Origin of the sequence: Streptomyces sp. NPDC059477, assembly GCF_042749375.1 — a bacterium.
In the GTDB taxonomy this organism is placed as follows: domain Bacteria; phylum Actinomycetota; class Actinomycetes; order Streptomycetales; family Streptomycetaceae; genus Streptomyces.
Genome location: NZ_JBHYUG010000122.1, coordinates 3,207 through 22,554, shown reverse-complemented (window position 1 = coordinate 22,554; position 19,348 = coordinate 3,207). Strand labels below are relative to the sequence as shown.

Below are 19,348 nucleotides of genomic sequence, written 5' to 3'. Positions count from 1 at the left end.
GGCTGGTGGGCCCGCACGCGGCGTCCGGCGGTGTGGCGCCCCCGTCAGTCGTGCCAGGCCCCGAAGTCCTCCAGCAGCCCCTGGAGCGCCTCGAACACCCCGGGGGTCCCCGCCACCGTCAGGTCCCGTGACGGGCGCTCTCCGGGGCGGCCTCCGGTCAGGGCGCCCGCTTCCCGGGCGATCAGGTCGCCCGCGGCCACGTCCCACGCGTTCAGGCCGCGCTCGTAGTAGCCGTCCAGGCGGCCGGCGGCCAGGTCGCAGAGGTCGACGGCGGCCGATCCGCCACGGCGGATGTCGCGCAGGAGGGGGATGAGCCGGGCGGCCACCTGGGCCTGGTGGGCGCGGACCTCGGCGACGTAGTTGAAGCCCGTGGACACCAGGGACTGTTCCAGGGGCGGGGCCGGGCGGCAGGCCAGCCGGCGTTCGCCGTCCCAGGCGCCCGTGGCCCAGGCGCCGGTGCCGCGCACGGCGTGGAAGGACTCGCCGCGCATCGGGACCGCCACGACGCCGACGACCCGCTCGCCGTCCTGCTCGGCGGCGATGGAGACGGACCAGGTGGGCAGGCCGTAGAGGTAGTTCACGGTGCCGTCGAGGGGGTCGATCACCCAGCGGATGCCGCTGGTGCCCTCGGCGGAGGCGCCCTCCTCGCCCAGGAAGCCGTCGTCGGGGCGGGCCTCGGAGATCACGTCGGTGATCAGTTTCTCCGCGGCGATGTCCATCTCGGTGACGACGTCGATCGGGCTGGACTTGGTCGCGGCGACCGCCAGGTCGGCGGGGCGGCCGTCGCGCAGCAAAGCTCCCGCGCGCGTGGCGGCCCGCTGGGCGAGGGTGAGCAGCTCGGTGTGCAGGGGGTCCGTCACGGGGGTCCTCACGCGTAGGGGCTGTCGGCACCGGCTGCTGCCGGGCGCGGGGTGCGGGCGGGGCAGCAGCCGACCGGGCAGCGGTTGTGGCTCGCGCCGAGGGTGCCCAGGGCACAGGGGGTGACCTGGGCGCCGCGCTCGGTGCGCGCGCGTTCGGCGACCAGGTCGCGGATCGCGGCGGCGAAGCGGGGGTCGGCGCCCACGGTCGCCGAGCGGCGGTACGGAAGGTTCAGTTCCGCCGCCTTGTCCTTGGCCTCCGTGTCGAGGTCGTAGAGGACCTCCATGTGGTCGGAGACGAAGCCGATGGGGGCCACGACCACGGCGGGGGCGCCCGCGCCGTGCAGGTCCGCCAGGTGGTCGCAGATGTCGGGCTCCAGCCAGGGGATGTGGGGGGCGCCGGAACGGGACTGGTAGACGAGCCGCCACGGATGATCGACGCCCGTGCGCTCACGGACGGCGTCGGCGATCAGCCGGGCCACGTCCAGGTGCTCCCGGACGTACGCGCCGCCGTCGCCGTGGCCCTCGGCCGGGCCGGAGGTGTCGGCGGCGGTGATCGGGATGGAGTGGGTGGAGAAGGCGAGATGGGCGCCGTCGCGGACGTCCTCGGGAAGGTCGGCCAGGGAGTCGAGCACGCCGTCGATCATGGGCTCGACGAAGCCGGGGTGGTTGAAGTACTGGCGGAGTTTGTCGACCTGGGGAAGGTCCAGGCCCTCCGCGCGGAGGGTGGCCAGGGCGTCGGCCAGGTTCTCGCGGTACTGACGGCAGCCGGAGTACGAGGTGTAGGCGCTGGTGGCGATGGTCAGGATCCGGCGGCGGCCGTCGCGGACCATCTCGCGCAGGGTGTCGGTCAGGTAGGGCGCCCAGTTGCGGTTGCCCCAGTAGACCGGCAGGTCGAGGCCGTGGCCGGCGAAGTCCTTGCGGAGGGCGTCGAGCAGGGCGCGGTTCTGCTCGTTGATGGGGCTGACTCCGCCGAACAGGAAGTAGTGCCGGCCGACTTCCTTGAGGCGTTCCTTGGGGATGCCGCGCCCGCGTGTCACGTTCTCCAGGAACGGAACCACGTCGTCCGGTCCTTCGGGGCCGCCGAAGGAGAGCAGGAGTAGGGCGTCGTAGGGGCTGGCATCGAGCGCGTCTGGCATGTCTTCGATCCTGCCACCCGGCACCGACAGCGCGGGCACCGGCCGGGGGGCGCGGTGGAGGCTCGTCCGAACGGGTGCATTAGAGTCACCCCACTCGTAAGCTGTATCGGCCATCTATGCGCCTGACCCGGCCGAGAGGCACCGTTCAGCCGAGGCGAGCCGTACCCGGTGGTGACCGGTTCCTCCGGCGCGGTCACCGGCGCCTTCGGCCCGTATACCCGTACCGAACCGCCGGAGCCGCACGTGCCCAGCCCCTATCGCGCCCTGTTCGCCGTCCCCGGCACCAAGGGTTTTGCTCTGGCCGGATTCCTCGGCCGGATGCCGCTGTCGATGATGGGCATCGGCGTGGTGACGATGGTGTCGCAGATCACCGGCCGCTACGGCCTGGCGGGCGCGCTGTCGGCGACCATCGCGCTGTCGGCGGCGGTCGCGGGGCCACAGGTGTCCCGGCTGGTGGACCGGCACGGGCAGCGGCGGGTGCTGCGCCCGGCCACGCTGGTGGCGCTCTCGGCGGCGGCGCTGCTGCTGTTCGCGGCGCACTACTCGTGGCCGGACTGGGTGCTGTTCGTGGCCTGTGTCGGCATCGGCTGTGTGCCGAGCGTGGGGGCGATGGTGCGGGCGCGGTGGGCGGTCCTGTACCGGGGGACGCCGCAACTGCACACCGCGTACTCGTTCGAGTCGGTGATCGACGAGGTGTGCTTCATCTTCGGGCCGATCATCTCCATCGGTCTGTCCACGGCCTGGTTCCCGGAGGCGGGGCCGCTGCTGGCGGCCTGTTTCCTGGCGGTGGGGGTCTTCTGGCTGACCGCGCAGCGGGCCACCGAGCCCGCGCCGCACCCTCGCGAGCAGCACAGCGGGCGCTCCGCGATGCGCGCGCCGGGGCTTCAGGTGCTGGTGGTGACGTTCGTGGCGATCGGCGCGATCTTCGGGGCGGTCGACGTGGTCACGGTGGCCTTCGCCGAGGAGCAGGGCCACAAGAACATGGCCAGCCTGGTGCTCGCGGTGTACGCGGCGGGTTCCTGTCTCGCCGGCCTCCTCTTCGGCCTGCTGCACTTCAAGAGGGCGCCGGAACCCCGCTGGCTGCTGGGCGTCTGTGGCACGGCCGTGAGTATGATCCCCCTCCTACTGGTCGGAAACTTGCCGTTTCTGGCCGTGGCGCTGTTCCTCGCGGGTCTGTCCATCGCTCCGACGATGATCACGACGATGTCCCTCGTCGAGCAGCACGTACCACGCGCGCAACTGACCGAGGGCATGACCTGGACCAGCACGGGACTCGCGGTGGGGGTGGCCCTCGGCGCCTCCGTGTCCGGCTGGGTGATCGACGCGGCCGGTGCGCGCGCCGGATACGTGGTTCCGGCGATCGCCGGGGCCGCCGCGGCGGCGGTCGGTTTCCTCGGGTACCGCCGGCTCAAGCGGCCGGCACCGGGTCGGGGAGGCTCCGTTGAGCAGCACAACGAGCGGGAAGAACGGCACATGGCGTAACTGGGGCGGCAATGTGATCGTGCGTCCCGCGCGCGAGGTCACGCCCGCTTCGGTCGAGGAACTGGTCGCGGCGCTCCGCTCGGCCGCCGAGGACGGGCTGCCGGTGAAGGCGGCCGGCAGCGGGCATTCCTTCACCTCGGTGGCCGCCACCGACGGTGTATTGATCCGCCCTCAACTGTTGACCGGGATACGCAACATCGACCGCGACGCCGGGACGGTCACGGTCGAGGCGGGCACTCCGCTCAAGAGACTCAACATAGCCCTGGCCCGCGAGGGCCTGTCGCTGGCCAACATGGGCGACATCATGGAGCAGACGGTCTCCGGCGCCACCAGTACCGGCACCCATGGCACCGGCCGCGAGTGCGCCTCGCTCTCCGCCCAGATCAAGGCGCTGGAACTGGTCACCGCGGACGGCACGGTGCTGACCTGCTCCGAGAAGGAGAACGCGGACGTCTTCGCCGCCGCGCGTGTCGGGCTCGGCGCCCTGGGTGTCATCACGGCGATCACCTTCGCCGTGGAGCCGGTCTTCCTGCTCACCGCGCGCGAGGAGCCGATGCCGTTCGGGAGGGTCCTGGCCGAGTTCGACGAGTTGTGGGCGGAGAACGAGCACTTCGAGTTCTACTGGTTCCCGCACACCGAACGGTGCAGCACCAAGCGCAACAACCGCAGCGCGGGCCCGGAACAGCCCGTCGGCCGGTTCAGCGCCTGGCTGGAGGAGGAGTTCCTCTCCAACGGGGTCTGGCAGGTGGCGAACATGGTCGGCCGGGCCGTCCCCGCCGCGGTCCCCGCCATCGCGAAGGCGGCCAGCCACGGCTGGTCGGCACGCACCTACACCGACATCCCGTACAAGGTCTACACCTCCCCGCGCCGGGTGCGCTTCGTGGAGATGGAGTACGCCGTTCCGCGCGCCGCCCTGGCGGAGACCCTGCGCGAGCTGAAGGCCATGATCGACCGCTCCCGGCTGCGGATCAGCTACCCGGTGGAGGTGCGCACCGCCCCGGCCGACGACATCGCCCTGTCGACCGCCGCGGGCCGCGACAGCGCGTACATCGCCGTGCACATGTTCCGGGGGACGCCCTACCAGGCGTACTTCACCGCCGCGGAGCGGATCTTCACCGCGCACGAGGGACGGCCGCACTGGGGCAAGGTGCACACGCGTGACGCGGAGTACTTCGCCGGGGTCTATCCGCGGTTCGCGGAGTTCACGGCGTTGCGGGACCGGCTTGATCCGGAGCGGCGGTTCCAGAACGACTATCTGCGGAGGGTCCTGGGGTCGTAGGGGGCGCGCCGGGTGGTGTGGGCGGCGCGGCGGGGTCCGGGCTCGTACCGCCGCCGGAGCCGTTCGTGCCGCCCGACCCGTCCGTGCCGCTCGTGGAGCCGGATCCCGGGCTGTCGCCGGGGGTGTCGTGGGGGGCGCTGGGCGTCTGGGTGGGGCTGCTTCCGGGCGGGCCGCCGGGGGTGGTGCCGTCGGTCGGGGTGGTGCCGGGGGCGGGTTCGCTCGCGCCGGGGCCGGGGGTCGTACCGGAATCGTCTTCCGGGCCGGAGCCGCCGGGGTTCGTGGAGGACTTGCTTCCGCCGGTGAAGGCGTCGCCGACGGTCGTGCCGCGTCCGCCGCTGAGGTTCTCGCCGGAGGTCAGTTCGTAGGTGGTGATTCCGGCCATGGTCACGCCGAAGACCAGCACCGCCGCGAGGAGCGGGCGTTTCCAGCTTCTGGTCCGGCTTCTTGCGCGGGACCGGTAGAGGGTTCCCTCGGTGAATTCGGCGGGTCCCGGGGCGGCCATGCCTTGCGGGTGCGGGTGCGGGGTGGTGGCGGTGACCGCGGGGGCCGGTCCGGGGGCCGCCGAGGTCGGTCCGGGGGCCGCGGGGGCGGGGTTCGGGGGTGTCGCCACGTCCCGGATCTGTTCGCCGGTTCGGGTGAAGAAATGCTGGAAGACCGAGCCGCCGCAGGTGGCGACGACACTGACCAGACCCGCGCCGAGGATGGTGCCGTACACCCCGAAGGAGGAGGCGAGTTTGGCGGCGAGCACGGCGGCGATCGCGCTGCCCGCGACCTGCGGCACGCTGAGATCGAGTCGCTTCTTCTTCACCTCCTCCCCGGTGTCCGGCTCCTGCACGACATCGGGCCTTTCGCGCATTCCGGGATCTTGCCTGCCTTTCCCGCACCTGGTCGGTCACTTGTACGAGTAGGGGACGTCCCGACGAAACCGATAGTTCCGTTTCCTGGGTTTCCGTGAAGTTCGCCACTTTCATGATCACCGCAGCCGCCCGGCCATGGCGACGCGGCACCCCTTGCCGGAAGTTGGGCGGCGTGCCCACCCACGCACATGGTCCATATGGAGTACTGTTGCGAGCCCTGGGCCCGGTCTCCTTTCGGGGTGTCCGGATCCAGGAAGGACCGCCAGGAGGGGGCTTGTTGCACAGGGTGACAGATTTGGTCACTTTGCGTTGCGAATAGGTAACCGTGCCATAACGGCGGCCCAGGGCCCGTGCCCGACACGCCGGGCAAATCGGCAAGGTTGTGGCAGGCTGCACCCGGGCAGGCCACACTCGACTAGCGGAAGCAGCGACGCAGGTGACGTCGGCAGGCACCACCCGGGAGGTCCCCATGCCCGAACTGCGTGTCGTGGCCGTCTCCAATGACGGCACACGGCTGGTGCTCAAGGCTGCCGACGCAACGGAGTACACCCTCCCGATCGACGAACGGCTGCGGGCCGCCGTGCGCGGCGACCGACCCCGCCTCGGCCAGATCGAGATCGAGGTCGAGAGCCACCTCCGCCCCCGCGACATCCAGGCACGCATACGCGCCGGCGCGACCGCGGAAGAGGTCGCGCAGATGGCCGGCATCCCCGTCGACCGCGTACGCCGCTTCGAGGGTCCCGTACTGGCCGAGCGTGCCTTCATGGCCGAGCGCGCCCGCAAGACCCCGGTGCGCCGCCCCGGCGAGAACTCCGGACCGCTGCTCGGCGAGGCCGTGCAGGAGCGGCTGACGCTGCGCGGCGCGGAGAAGGAGACCGTCCAGTGGGACTCCTGGCGCCGCGACGACGGCACCTGGGAGGTGCTGCTGGTCTACCGGGTCGCGGGCGAACCGCACGCGGCGGGCTGGACGTACGACCCGCCACGCCGGCTGGTCCAGGCGGTCGACGACGAGGCCCGCTCGCTGATCGGCGAGTCCGACGACCTCGGCACGCCCGAGCCGAGCTTCCCCTTCGTGCCCCGGATCGCCCGGCTGCCGCGCGACCGGCCCCTGGACCGTGGCACCGACCGCGAGCGCCCGAGCCTGCCGCCGGCGCCCGAGCCGCTGGAGGAACCCGTCAGCGAGCGGGACTCGCTGACCAGCCTCCTGGAGGCGGTACCCAGCTTCCGCGGCGATCTGGTGGTCCCCGAGCGTCCGGCCGAGCCCGCGGCGGAGGAGCCTTCGGCCCAGCCGGAGCCGGAGGAGCCCCCGGCGCCCGCCGCGTCGGCCGGCTCCGCCTACGCCGACGTCCTCATGCCGCGCTCGGTGGGCAGCCACCGGGACCGGCTGGTCGGCGCGACCGACCGCCAGGCCGAGGCCGACGGCGTCCGCCCCGGCCGTCGCGCCGCCGTCCCGAGCTGGGACGAGATCGTGTTCGGGACGCGACGCAAGAAGCAGGAGTGAGCGGCGGCGGTTGGCGGACGGCGGACGGTGATCCGCTGGGCGTGGGTCGTACGACGGTGATCCTTTGGTAGGAGTCAGGGCCCGTGTCCATGGGTGGACACGGGCCCCTTCGCGTGACGGATACGTCTGTGGGTGGACGTGGGTGCCTTGGTGTACGCGTGTTGTCCATACGTGAGTGGACTCGGGCCGTTGCCTTGACCGGTCCGTCCATGGTTGATCGGGTGCGTCGGACTACCTGGATCGTCAATGGTTGACGCGCGAACCGTCGGACTGCCCGATCCGTCCACGGTTGACGCGGGGACTATCGGGCTACCAGGGCGCCGCTACTGCGGGTCCGGGCCCACCGCCACCGGGCGTTCCGGGTCCGAGGACCACTCCGACCACGAGCCGACATACAGCGCGGCCGGGATACCGGCGACCGCCAGGGCGAGCACCTCGTGAGCGCCGGACACGCCCGAACCGCAGTACACACCGACCTCGGTGCCGTCGGCCGCGCCGAGCGAGCGGAAGCGCTCCGCCAGTTTGTCGGCGGGCAGGAAGCGGCCGTCCTCGGCGACGTTCTCACCGGTCGGCGCGGACACCGCGCCCGGGATGTGGCCGCCGACCCGGTCGATCGGCTCGACCTCGCCCCGGTACCGCTCCCCCGCGCGGGCGTCGAACAGCACACCCGCGCGGGCCAGCGTCGCAGCGCCATCGGCGTCGAGCAGTCCAGAGGCACCCGGAACCGGCTGGAAATCGCCCTCGACGGGCTTCGGAAGGTCTGTCGAAAGGGGGCCCTCCCATGTCGGCAACCCGCCGTCGAGGACGCGTACACGCGGGTGTCCCGTCCAGGTCAGCAGCCACCACGCGCGTGCCGCCGCCCAGCCCTGACCACCGTCGTAGACGACGACCGGCGTCCCGGCCGATGCGCCGGCCCGGCGCATCGCGGCGCCGAAGGCCGCCGGGTCCGGCAGCGGATGCCGCCCCCGCGCGCCCGCTGTCCCGGCGAGTTCCTCGTCCAGGTCGACATAGACGGCGCCCGGGATGTGGCCCTCGGTGTACGCGGCACGGCCGTCGAAGGGCGGCTCGCCGGCCGCCTTGGGCACGCTGAGCTGCCAGCGGACGTCGAGCAGCACCGGCGGCTCGGCGCCCGCCAGGTCGCTCGCGAGTTCGGATGCGGAGATGATGGCGTTCATGGCCACCATCCTTGCGCACGGGGTGGCCGGAGCGTGCGTGTCCGACTACTCTGCTCCGCCGGGCGGTCCCGGTCGCGTGCGATACCGACCGGGCGGGCTCGGTCACACGCCGGGCGGGTCCAGGCGGGTCGGTCACATGGCGTGCGGGGCCGGGCACGTGCTGTACGGCCGACGGACATCCGAGGGCCGGTCGGTGGCACCGGAGCGAGTGGCAGGCGGGAGCAGGCCCTGTTCCGGGCGGATGCCCTGGGTTTGCGGCGCGGTCCTCGTCGCGGGTGCCGGGATCGGCGGCGTGGCCACGGGGCGCGGGGCGTCCTGGGGTGCGAGCATCGGTACGGGGCCTGGGCGTGGGTACGTGGGCGTTGGACACGGGCAGGGAGTCGCCGGGTGTGGCCTGGGGATGCCGGGGACGGGTACAGGCTCGGGGACGCGGGGTCAGGGCACGGAGACACCAGATATGGCCCGAAGACGCCGGTTCCGCGCGTGGGGAGCGAAGGTCCCGCGCCGGAACGGTGCTCTGTACGGACACGGGGGGGGTGCCGAGTGCGGATTCGAGGCGGCTGCTGTGAGGGGCCGAGGAGAGAGTGACGATGACCGAGGCACGGGGGTCGACCGGCGCGGGACGCGCGCGGTACGCGCCCGGCACGCCCTGCTGGGTGAGTCTGATGGTGCACGGGCTGGAGGCGACCCAGGACTTCTATCGCGAGCTGTTCGGCTGGGAGTTCCGTCCCGGCCCGCAGCAACTGGGCGCCTATGTGCGGGCACTGCTCGGCGGACGGGAGGTCGCGGGCATCGGCACACTGCCGCCGGACCGTCAACTGCCGGTCGCCTGGACGCCGTATCTGGCGTCGGACGATGTGGACGCCACGGCGGACCTGGTGCGGCTGTGCGGCGGCACGATCGGGGTGGGTCCGCTGGACGCGGCCGAGGCGGGCCGGATGGCGATCGGGTCGGATCCGGCGGGCGCCGTGTTCGGGATCTGGCAAGGGGCGGAGCATTCGGGCGCGGCGGTCTCCGAGATGCCCGGCACGCCCGCGTGGAACGAGTTGCGGACCTTCGACACGGTGGGCGTCGCCAAGTTCTACGAGACGGTGTTCGGTTTCGAGCCGGTGGCGGCGGTGTCTCCCGACATCGACCACGTGACCCTGCTCGTCGACGGCCGACCGGTCGCGGGGATCGACGGAGTGGGCAACGCCCTGCCACGAGACCGGGGGCCGCACTGGATGACGTACTTCGAAGTCGCCGAGATGGAGCGGGCGCTCGAACGGCTGGCCGAGCTGGGCGGACAGGTGCTGGGCGCCGCCCGGGACAGCGAGCACGGGCGGGTGGCGCTGGTGGCGGATCCGGAAGGGGCACGGTTCGCGCTGGTGCGGCGGTCTGGGTGAGGTGCGGGCGGCGGCTGGGCGCGGGTGCCCTTGCGGCGGGTCTTGGGCGTGCTCGGGTTCTTCGGCGGGCCCTGGTTCTTCGGCGGGTCCGGGATGCAATGGCCGAAGAGCGCCCTGAGCGGGTGGGCTCAGGCCGACGTGACCGGCAGCACATCGGGCGACAGGGCGCCCGCTCGGGCCGATCCGCTCGTCATCCGCTTGCGATGGTGGCGGCGGCACAGTACCTCGTAGCCCACGACCTCCGCGGTCACGCCCACGTCGCCCACCACGACCTGCTCGCCCTCGACGACCATCTGACCGCCCACCGTGCGGGCGTTGTGGGTGGCGCGGGCGCCGCACCAGCACAGCGCCTCGACCTGGAGCACCTCGACCCGGTCGGCGAGTTCCACCAGCCGCTGGGAGCCGGGGAAGAGCTTGCTGCGGAAGTCGGTGGTGATGCCGAACGCGTAGACGTCCAGGCCCAGATCGTCCACCACGCGCGCGAGCTGGTCGATCTGGTCCGGCGCGAGGAACTGTGCCTCGTCCGCGATGACATAGTCCGCGCGCCCGCCCCGCGAGAGATGGTCCACAAGATACGCGTACAGGTCCATGGCGTCGGGGACCTCCACGGCGTCGGTCACCAGGCCGAGGCGTGAGGAGAGTTTTCCTTCGCCCGCGCGGTCGTCGCGGGTGAAGATCACGCCCTGGAGGCCCCGCGCGGAGCGGTTGTGCTCGATCTGGAGGGCGAGGGTCGACTTCCCACAGTCCATCGTTCCGGAGAAGAAGACCAGCTCGGGCATGGGGTGGTGCGCACCTTTCGGGCGGTGTCGGGGGGTGCCGGGGGCGGGAGACCGTCAGGAGCGTACTTCGAGCAGCGGGACGAACTGCTCGGCGGGGGTCATCGAGCCGTGGTTGCCGACCATGGCCGACTCCTTGGGCTCGCGCTCCGAGGCGATGATCAGGACGTCGTCCCGCGCGGCGGCGATGACATCGCCCACGCGCGCGTAGACGCGTTCGTCGACCCGCGGCCCGAACCAGCCTGCCTCGATCGCCTCGTCCCGCGAGGCCACCCAGAAGCGGTCGCCGAGCACCTCGCGCCAGCAGGTCAGGACGTCGCTCTCGGCGCCGGGGAGCGCGTAGACGTGCCGGGCGCGGCCCTCGCCGCCGAGCAGGGCGACGCCCGCGCGCAGTTCCCAGTCGAGGTCGAAGTCGATGCGGTGCTCGTCGTCGAAGGGCACGTCGACCATGCCGTGGTCGGCGGTGACGTACAGCGCGGAGCGCGGGGGCAGTTGCTCGGCGAGGCGCTGGACCAGTCGGTCGACGTACATCAGCTGGCCGCGCCAGGTGTCGGAGGCGACGCCGTAGCGGTGGCCGGCGCCGTCGAGTTCGGCGTAGTACGTGTAGACGAGGGAGCGGTCGCCGACGGCCAGTTGCTCGGCCGCCAGGTCCATGCGCTCCTCGCCGGTCAGCCGCCCGTGGAAGGCGCCGCCGCTGAGCGCGACCTTGGTCAGCGGGGTGTTCTGGAAGATCGGGGAGGAGACCTGGGCGGCGTGCACACCCGCCGCGTCGGCCAGTTCGAACACGGTGGGGTACGGCTGCCACACGGACGGCTCGGTCCAGGGCTGCCAGCGCAGCTGGTTCATCAGCCCGCCGGTGGCCGGATCGCGCACCGTGTAGCCGGGCAGGCCGTGCGCGCCGGGCGGCAGGCCGGTGCCGAAGGAGGCCAGGGAGGTCGCGGTCGTCGCCGGGTAGGCGGTGGTCAGCGGGGTGCCGGTGCCGCCGCGCGAGCTGCCGAGCAGCGAGGTCAGATACGGGGCCTCGTCGGGGTGCGCCTTGATCTGCTCCCAGCCGAGGCCGTCGACCAGGAAGACACAGACCCGGTCGGCCGGGGTCAGCTCGGTGATCGCGGCGGTCATGCCGGGCACGCCCAGGCCGGCCGCCAGGGTCGGCAGCAGATCGGCCAGGGAGCCGGTGCCGTAGGCGGGGCGGGGGGCGGAGTCGACGGCGAGGAGCTCGGGGTGGCCGTCCCAGTCGGCGGAACCGGCCATTGCGGGCGCGGCCATCAGCGGGTGATGCCCGCGGTCGCCTCGGAGATGGCCTGGGCGAAGGCGAGGGCCTCCCGGACGGTCTCCGGGCCGTCCCCGGCCTCGCTGACCCGCAGGCTGAGGTCGTCGGCCGTGGAGCTGCCCGTGTAGCCGTGGTCCGCCTCGCAGTTCGGGTCGCCGCAGGCGGCGGGCTCCAGGTCGATGCGGGAGACGGCGCCCCAGCCGATGGTCAGCACGATCTCGCGGGGCAGGGTGCCCGGCCGGTACTTCTCCGGGTTCGCGACCACCCGGCTGACCACGACCGACGAGATCCGGCCGAGCTTGACCGACTCGGTGGAGGTGGTGGCGTACGGGGTCGGCGAGGTGCTGTCGGCGGCCTGCTCGTCGGTGTGGCTGACGATGAAGCGGTTGTCCGTGAGCACCAGCACGGTGACATGCCGGCGGACCTCGTTCTGGTCGAACGTGGTCTCCTGGTGGACCAGGTACGACCGGATGGGCTCGCCGCCCACGGCGGCCTCCACCGCGTCGGCCACGAGGGCCGGGTAGTAGCCGCTGCGCTCGATCGCCGCACGCAGCCCCTGGGTCGTCGTACTGGTCTTGGCCATGCCGTCCATCCTAATCCCCGGACAGGGCCGGCCCGGGCCAGTCAAGACCAACCCGGGTCAATCGAACAACGCGGGTGCGGTGGGTTTCTTTCGGGCGGGGGTGGGTGGGGTTTGGAGGGGTGGGGTGGTGGGGGTGGTAGGGGGTTCGTGGTGCTTGTGGGGTGGGGAGGGAGGGTGTCGGGTTGCGGGTGGGGGCGTGGTGGGCGGGGCGGGGCGGACTGGCTCTGAGGGCGCGGTTCGGCGTGGTCCTGCGGGCGGGGTTCGGCGTGGTCCTGCGGGGGCGGTTCGGCGTGGCCCGCGGTAGTGGTTCGGCGTCGGGAATCCTTGCCGCGCGTGCGCTGTGGCCGGCTGGGCTGTCGGGCGTGGCCCGGGGGGCGATGGCTCGTGCTCCGCGCGGAAGACATGCTCCGCGCGCTGGACGTGTTCCTCACGGAAGGTGTGTTCCTTGTGGACGACGTGCTCCTTGTCCAAATTCCTTGTCCAAGACGTCTCACACGCCGCCCTCTTCGCCGGCCCGTCGGCGTCAGTACGTCGGCAGCGTCCGGGGGCCCAGGTCGTCGCGGGCGGGTGGCGGTGCCAGGCGGACGGATGCGCCGAGGACGGTGAGGGTGGCCGGGGCGACGACGACCGGTTCCAGGGTGACCGCGATGACCTCGGGATGGTCGTCGACCAGCCGGGAGACGCGGAGCAGCAGTTCCTCCAGCGCGGGGGTGTCCGCGGGCGCGGAGCCGCGCCAGCCGAAGAGGAGCGGGGCCGTGCGGATCGAGCGGATCAGGGAGGCCGCGTCGCGGTCGGTGACCGGGATCAGCCGGTGCGCGACATCGCCCAGGAGCTGCGTCGCCGCCCCGGCCAGACCGAACGACAGCACCGCGCCCGCCGCCGGATCGATCACCGCGCGGACGACCGTGTCGACGCCGCGCGGTGCCATGCGCTGCACGACCGGCCGCAGTTCCTCCGGCGTCCCGAACAGCTCGTTCAGCTCGGTGTACGCCCGGAGCAGCTGCTCCTCGTCCGCGAGGTCGAGTCGTACGCCGCCGAGGTCCGCGCGGTGCCGCAGATGCGGGGCGGTGGCCTTGAGGGCGACGGGGTGGCCGAGGTCCCGCGCGGCGGAGGCGGCGGCCCCGGGGGTCGGCGCGGGCAGCGCGCGCTGGACCGCGACGCCGTATCGCGCGAGCAGCTGGCAGGTGTCGTCCGGGCCGAGGGTGAGGCCCTGCCCGCGCGTGAGGAGGCCGTCGATCAGCCGGGCGGCGCCCTTCTCGTCGATGTCGTCGTACTCGGGCACCCTGCCGGGGTCTGCGGCCTCGCGCCGCCACTGTCCGTAACGGATCGCTTCCGCCAGCGCGCGTACCGCTCGTTCGGCGGCGGGGTAGGCGGGGATGGGGCCGGCCGGGTCCTCGGGGGGCGAGAGGGGCGTGGGGGTGGTGGGGGTGGTGGGCGGTTCGGCGGGGTGGCCCGTGGCGGGCGGGTCGGGGGCGCCGGGTGCCCCGGGTGCGGTGGGGGCCGGGGTGGGTGCCGGGGCGACCGTCGAGGGACCGGCGGCGGCCTGCGGTGCCGTATCGGGAACGGACAGCGGCGCCGTACCGGTCGCGGGCAGCGGTGCCGTGCTCGTGGCCGCCGAGAGGGCCTCCGCGAGGCCGCCCAGTTCCACGTGCACCACGAGCACCGGCTTGGTCGCGGGCCCGGCCGTGGCCGACCCCAGGGCCTGGGCGAGGGCCTCGTCCCCGGCGGAGATCTCCCCGAGGGCGGGCATCGCCGTCACCACGACCGCGTCGCAGGTGTCGTCGGCCAGCGCGCGTGCCAGCGCCCGCCGGAAGTCCGCCGGGGACGCGCCGGTGGTGAGGTCCAGCGGCGGCAAGGGGCGCAGCCCCTCGGACAGGCAGGCGTCGTAGGTCAGCAGCCCCAGGGACTCGGAGTTCCCGAGGATCGCCACGCGCGGCCCGGCGGGCAGTGGCTGGCGGGCGAGGAGGAGGGCGGTGTCGACCAGTTCGGTGATGGTGTCGACGCGGATCACGCCGGCCTGCCGCAGCAGCGCGGACACCGTCTCGCTGGGCAGCCGGGTGGCGCGTACGGCATGCCCCTGGGGCGCTGCCCCGGCGTGTCGCGTGCCCTGCACCACGACGAGGGGCTTCGCCGCGGCGGTGCGGCGCGCGAGGCGGGTGAACTTGCGCGGGTTGCCGATCGACTCCAGGTACATGAGGGCGACATCGGTGTCCGGGTCGTCGTACCAGTACTGGAGGACGTCATTGCCGGAGACGTCCGCGCGGTTGCCGGACGAGACGAAGGTCGACACGCCCGTGATGCCGGTGACTCCGCCGCCGCGCCGGTGCAGCCGGGACAGCAGGGCGATGCCGATGGCGCCGGACTGGGCGAACAGGCCGATGCGGCCGGGACGGGGCGGCTCGGGCGCCAGGGAGGCGTTCAGCCGTACCTCCGGCGAGGTGTTGATGATGCCGAAGGCATTGGGCCCGATGAGCCGCATCCCGTACGCGCGCGCGTGCCGTACGAGTTCACGCTGGCGCGCCTTGCCCTCCGGCCCGCTCTCGGCGTACCCGGCGGAGACCACGACCAGCCCCTGGACGCCGTGTTCGCCACACTCGGCGACGACCTCGGGCACATGATCGGCGGGCACGGCGACCACGGCGAGGTCCACCGGGCCGTCGATCTCCCGCACCGACCGGTGGGCGGGCACACCGTCGATGTCCTCGCGCCCCTCGGAGAAGGCCCGGTTCACGGCGTGCAGACTGCCGGTGAAACCGGCCTGGCGGATGTTGTCGAGGATGCTGCGGCCCACCCCGCCGGGCGCGCGGCCGACGCCGATGACGGCGACGGACCCGGGCGCCAGCAGCCGCCGCACCGAACGGGCCTCGGCGCGCTGCTCCCGCGCGCGCTGCACGGCCAGCGAGCGGTCGGTGGGTTCGAGGTCGAACTCCAGGCGTACGACGCCGTCCTCGAAGCTGCGCTTCTGGGAGTACCCGGCATCCCTGAACACCTTGATCATCTTGGTGTTGGCGGGCAGCACCTCGGCGGCGAACCGGCGGATGCCGCGCTCGCGCGCGACGGCCGCGATGTGCTCCAGGAGCGCGGAGGCGACCCCACGGCCCTGGTGCGCGTCCTGGACCAGGAAGGCGACCTCGGCCTCGTCGGCCGGCGCGGAGGCGGGCATGCCGTCGGCGCCGATCCGGTCGTAGCGCACGGTGGCGATGAAGTCGCCGCCGATGGTGGCCGCGAGTCCCACGCGGTCCACGAAGTCGTGGTGCGTGAAGCGGTGGACGTCCTTGGCGGAGAGTCTGGGGTAGGGCGCGAAGAAGCGGTAGTACTTCGATTCGTCCGAGACCTGCTCGTAGAAGCTGACCAGGCGGTCGGCGTCGTCGACGGTGATGGGCCTCACGCGTGCGGTACCGCCGTCACGCAGCACCACGTCCGCCTCCCAGTGGGCGGGGTACTCGTGCCGGTCCTGCGGATCCGCCGGGCTCTGCATGGGCCCCACAGTACGGCTCGCCCATGACAACGGCGCGAGGCAGTCTGCGGGGAACGAGCACAGGAGCAGCAGAGACACGCGCAGAGACACACGGGGACACAGGGGGGCGCATACCGCATCGGGGCCGGGGTCCGGCGACACTCCTGGAGGGGCCCGAGGCCCGCTCCGGGCACGCCTCTACGATATGGGACACTGGTCTAGACAACCCTGAGAGACTGAAGGGCAGCAACAACATGGCTGAGCGCCGCGTCAACGTCGGCTGGGCCGAGGGCCTCCATGCCCGCCCCGCCTCCATCTTCGTCCGGGCCACCACGGCGTCGGGGGTCCCCGTGACGATCGCCAAGGCCGACGGCAACCCCGTCAACGCGGCCTCCATGCTGGCCGTTCTGGGCCTGGGCGCCAAGGGCGGTGAGGAGGTCGTCCTGGCCTCCGACGCCGACGGCGCCGACGCGGCCCTGGACCGTCTGGCCAAGCTGGTCTCCGAGGGGCTGGAGGAGCTTCCGGAGACCGTCTGATCCGTCCGGCACCCGCCTACGGACACAAGGAGCCGCGTCGCCCTGGTGGCGGCGCGGCTCTGCTGTTGCCCGACAGCCACCTCCGCTGCGGGCGAGCCGCTTCCGCACCTGCGGCCACTCCTGTTTCCCCGCTCACTTTCGCGCCTGTTTCCCCAAATTGTTCCGCGTCTGTTTCACCGCCGGACACATGCTGAAACGTTTGGTTCGTACCTGTGAGCGAGAGCACACCGAAATAGGTTCGTACGGTACGGGAATAGACCTGCGGCACACCGAAAAACGGCAGCCGGAATTACGGGCCACCGAATTACCGCTTCTTTGTATACGGCGCTTTTGTTAAAGCCGCTGGCCCAGCATGTTTACGGGATGTTGCGAAGTCCTCACACGGTCGGCGCCGCCGGCGTGGAAGCGCAGCCGGAAGGCGGACATCGCGCGCTCGGCGTGCAGCGCGGTGAGGGCACGCGCGCGTTCGGCGTCGCCACGGGTGACCGCGTCCACGATGGCGCCGTGCTCGGCCCAGGACTCCATGGGCGCGGCCGGGGCCTCCACGGCGTACATCCAGGCGATCTTGTGGCGGAGCTGGGTCAGCATGGAGACCAGGGCGGGGCTGCCGGACGCCTGGGCGAGCGTCTCGTGGAACCAGCTGCCCAGGGAGCGCAGGTCATCGCTGCTGCCCCGGCGGGCCCGCTCCTGGCCGAGCCGGACCAGTCCGCGCAGCACCTTCAGATGGGCCTCCGTGCGCCGCTGGGCGGCCCTGGAGGCGGCCAGCGGCTCCAGCAGGCCGCGCATCTCCAGCAGGTCGGCGGCCTCCTGCTCGGTGGGCTCCGCGACGCACGCGCCCGCGTGCCGCCGGGTCACCACGAACCCCTCCGCCTCCAGGGTGCGCAGGGCCTCGCGGACGGGGACGCGGGAGACTCCGTAGCGGCGGGCGAGGACTTCCTCGGTGAGCCGGCCACCGCGTTCGTAGACACCGGCGATGATGTCGTCCCGGATCGCCGTGCACACCGAGTGCGCCGGAATACGCATGACCGACCTCCGCCTTAATCCCCGTGAAACGTCCTCGATTGACGTCTGAACAGTGACTCTATTGCAATGAGCCGGAATTTCCGACGGGGGGCCGGATTCCAGGGATATTTTTTGGACAGCGGATGCCCAAAAGGGCGAAAGCCCCGGCGGGGGGGCCGGGGCTTGTCGTGGGTAGGGCGATGCGCCGGGTGGCGGTGGCGGTTGGGCCAGCGCGGGGGCCGGGGCTGGGTCCAGCGGGGCGGGGCCTGGGTTCGCGTGGTGGTGAGGGGGGGTGGGACCGGCGCGCGGGGATGGCCGCAGCCGTCCGCCAAGGGCGCCATGGGCCGTTTGTCGGGTCCTCGCGCGCGGGGATGGCGGGGTTCACCCGGGGACGGTGGCCGGGTCCGCGCCGGTCGGCGTGCGGGTGGCGCGGTGCCCGTCTCAGGGCGGGCGTACGCGCGCATGGGTGCGACACGTCGCCCGGTGCGCTGGCTGGGCGCGGTGGGGAGCGGGGGCGTACGCGCGCGGGAGCTTCCGCGACCGTCTGGACGCGGTCCTCACGCGGCGTACGCGCGCGGGTGCGGCAGGCACCCCGGCGCCAGTGGGCAGGAGAAGGCGGGTTCCGTCCCGGCGAGCGAGTCCGGCATCTTCCTGGGGCAACGCCGCCCCGTCCGGCAAGTGCCGCCCCCGCACCCGAGTGCGGCAACCGTCCCGAGCGCGGGGAACCGCCAGTCACGGCGCCCCGTGCGCATGGGGCGTCACGCACTGGCCGCGCCCCGACGGCCGACCGGGCATCGGCGCCCCGCGCACGCAACGTCAGAGATTCACGCCATGCGCACGCAGATAGGCGACCGGGTCCATGTCCGAGCCGTACTCGGGGCTGGTGCGGGCCTCGAAGTGGAGGTGGGCACCGGTGACATTGCCGGTGGCGCCGGCGAGGCCGATCTGCTGGCCCGGGGTGACGGACTGGCCGACCGACACCCCGATGGACGAGAGATGCCCGTACTGGGTGTACGTACCGTCAACCATCTTGATCAGGACTTGATTGCCGTACGCACCGCCCCAGCCTGCCTCCACGACCGTGCCGTAGCCGACCGTGTGGACGGACGTGCCGGTGGCGGCGTGGAAGTCGACGCCGGTGTGGCTGCCGGAGGACCAGGCGGAGCCGCCCGCCTGGTAGCTGGTGGAGACGTAGGAGCCGGGGATCGGCGAAACGAAGGTGTTCAGGCGCTCACGCTCCGCCTCGCGGGCGGCACGCTCCTCGGCCTCGCGAGCCTTCTTCGCCTCCTCCTCGGCACGCTTGCGGGCCTCTTCCGCCGCCTTCTCGCGGGCGGCGGCCTCGGCCTTCTGCCGCGCGGCGTCCGCCTGGGCGGCGGCCTGGGCGTCCACTTGGTCGGCGACGTCGTCGCCGATGCTGACGACGGGCTGCAGACCGGTCTGCTCGGGGGCCGGCTCGGCGGCGAGCGCCGGAGCGGCCAGGGAGCTGACGACGCCGGTCGTGGCGAGTGCCGCGACACCTGCCGCGCGGGCGGTGGTGCGCTGCGGGTGCCGGGGACGCCGGTGCTTCCCGGTGGCGCGCGTGAACGCCATGGAGTGGCTGGTCCTTTCCTTCCTTCTCGCCTACCGGGTTAGCTGACGGGTTCGGAGCAGGAAGGTCTCCTACGGCTTCCCTCACGCACGCGCGCGGGAGGCCGATTCACCCCAGGGACGTGGGTCCCCGGCTCCCCTGGCTCGCGCCGTGGGGGGACTCGGCGATGACTGTCCGGTGCCGCGGACGCGGCGCACTGCCTGACGAACAGCCTGGATGACGCTAAGGGGACATCTTTCAATCCCCAAACAGATCCGGGCTTTTGTAGCGCATGCCACAGTGCAGACAGGCAACCTCTCCCGCAATCCGGACATTAAGGGGCCCTGATGACGCTTCCGGTCACCAGGGCCCCTCCGCGCGGGTACGCATTTCCGCCACGCGCGTGCTGTTCGTCGGCACATTCACGTGCCCTTGGTCGGCGCGTTCACGTGCCGTACCCCGGCCCAGGCGGCAGGGAGTGT

The 19,348-nt window shown here is 72.6% G+C and carries 15 protein-coding genes and 1 riboswitch; of the genes, 5 read left to right on the top strand and 10 right to left on the bottom strand.

Going from position 1 to position 19,348, the window contains the following annotated elements:
• Positions 1–44: 44 nt before the first annotated feature.
• Both ACFXAZ_RS35970 and ACFXAZ_RS35965 read right to left on the bottom strand, forming a co-directional pair.
• Positions 45–860, bottom strand: coding sequence for an inositol monophosphatase family protein (locus tag ACFXAZ_RS35970; protein WP_384600087.1), 816 nt, complete (start codon positions 858–860; stop codon positions 45–47).
• Positions 861–868: 8 nt separating this feature from the next.
• Positions 869–1,996 (bottom strand): ferrochelatase, encoded by a 1,128-nt coding sequence (locus ACFXAZ_RS35965; protein WP_384600084.1) that lies wholly within the window; start codon positions 1,994–1,996, stop codon positions 869–871.
• A 243-nt stretch (positions 1,997–2,239) separates the two neighbouring features.
• On the opposite strand from ACFXAZ_RS35965, the gene ACFXAZ_RS35960 reads away from it, so the two are divergent.
• Positions 2,240–3,478: an MFS transporter gene (locus ACFXAZ_RS35960; RefSeq protein WP_384600079.1), complete on the top strand. Its 1,239-nt coding sequence runs from the start codon at positions 2,240–2,242 to the stop codon at positions 3,476–3,478.
• Entirely contained in the window at positions 3,438–4,757 is a 1,320-nt protein-coding gene (locus ACFXAZ_RS35955) for a D-arabinono-1,4-lactone oxidase (RefSeq protein WP_384600076.1), read from the top strand. Before ACFXAZ_RS35960 ends, ACFXAZ_RS35955 begins: the two co-directional genes overlap by 41 nt.
• On the opposite strand, the gene ACFXAZ_RS35950 is transcribed toward ACFXAZ_RS35955, so the two are convergent.
• On the bottom strand, positions 4,681–5,613 hold the full coding sequence (locus ACFXAZ_RS35950) for a hypothetical protein (RefSeq protein ID WP_384600073.1): 933 nt from the start codon (positions 5,611–5,613) through the stop codon (positions 4,681–4,683). The genes ACFXAZ_RS35955 and ACFXAZ_RS35950 overlap by 77 nt on opposite strands.
• A 470-nt stretch (positions 5,614–6,083) precedes the next feature.
• On the opposite strand from ACFXAZ_RS35950, the gene sepH reads away from it, so the two are divergent.
• A complete protein-coding gene (gene sepH / locus ACFXAZ_RS35945) occupies positions 6,084–7,115 on the top strand; it encodes a septation protein SepH (RefSeq protein ID WP_384600070.1) in 1,032 nt (343 codons plus the stop codon).
• A 323-nt stretch (positions 7,116–7,438) separates the two neighbouring features.
• Here sepH and ACFXAZ_RS35940 read toward each other — a convergent pair whose 3' ends face one another.
• Positions 7,439–8,290 (bottom strand): sulfurtransferase, encoded by an 852-nt coding sequence (locus ACFXAZ_RS35940; protein WP_384600068.1) that lies wholly within the window; start codon positions 8,288–8,290, stop codon positions 7,439–7,441.
• Positions 8,291–8,880: 590 nt separating this feature from the next.
• Here ACFXAZ_RS35940 and ACFXAZ_RS35935 point away from each other — a divergent pair.
• Complete coding sequence (locus ACFXAZ_RS35935; protein WP_384600065.1) at positions 8,881–9,675, top strand: VOC family protein; 795 nt, start codon at positions 8,881–8,883, stop codon at positions 9,673–9,675.
• Between the two features lie 128 nt (positions 9,676–9,803).
• On the opposite strand, the gene ACFXAZ_RS35930 is transcribed toward ACFXAZ_RS35935, so the two are convergent.
• From ACFXAZ_RS35930 to ACFXAZ_RS35915, 4 genes are all read right to left on the bottom strand, one after another.
• On the bottom strand, positions 9,804–10,454 hold the full coding sequence (locus ACFXAZ_RS35930) for a thymidine kinase (RefSeq protein ID WP_382693367.1): 651 nt from the start codon (positions 10,452–10,454) through the stop codon (positions 9,804–9,806).
• Positions 10,455–10,508: 54 nt separating this feature from the next.
• Positions 10,509–11,702 carry an alkaline phosphatase family protein gene (locus tag ACFXAZ_RS35925; protein WP_384600093.1) on the bottom strand — a complete coding sequence of 398 codons (1,194 nt, stop codon included), beginning with the start codon at positions 11,700–11,702 and terminating at the stop codon, positions 10,509–10,511.
• 14 nt (positions 11,703–11,716) lie between these two features.
• Entirely contained in the window at positions 11,717–12,313 is a 597-nt protein-coding gene (locus ACFXAZ_RS35920) for a DUF5998 family protein (protein WP_382693370.1), read from the bottom strand.
• A gap of 514 nt (positions 12,314–12,827) precedes the next feature.
• Entirely contained in the window at positions 12,828–15,782 is a 2,955-nt protein-coding gene (locus ACFXAZ_RS35915) for a GNAT family N-acetyltransferase (protein ID WP_384600060.1), read from the bottom strand.
• 233 nt (positions 15,783–16,015) lie between these two features.
• Between ACFXAZ_RS35915 and ACFXAZ_RS35910 the strand changes: the two genes are divergently transcribed.
• Complete coding sequence (locus ACFXAZ_RS35910) at positions 16,016–16,297, top strand: HPr family phosphocarrier protein (protein ID WP_382693374.1); 282 nt, start codon at positions 16,016–16,018, stop codon at positions 16,295–16,297.
• 333 nt (positions 16,298–16,630) lie between these two features.
• Here the strand turns inward: ACFXAZ_RS35910 and ACFXAZ_RS35905 are convergent, their stop codons facing one another.
• Positions 16,631–17,320, bottom strand: a complete 690-nt coding sequence (locus ACFXAZ_RS35905) for a GntR family transcriptional regulator (protein WP_384600057.1) — start codon at positions 17,318–17,320, stop codon at positions 16,631–16,633.
• A 795-nt stretch (positions 17,321–18,115) separates the two neighbouring features.
• Positions 18,116–18,889, bottom strand: a complete 774-nt coding sequence (locus ACFXAZ_RS35900) for a M23 family metallopeptidase (protein WP_384600054.1) — start codon at positions 18,887–18,889, stop codon at positions 18,116–18,118.
• A gap of 13 nt (positions 18,890–18,902) precedes the next feature.
• A riboswitch (cyclic di-AMP (ydaO/yuaA leader) is annotated at positions 18,903–19,063 on the bottom strand.
• Between the last annotated feature and the right edge of the window lie 285 nt (positions 19,064–19,348).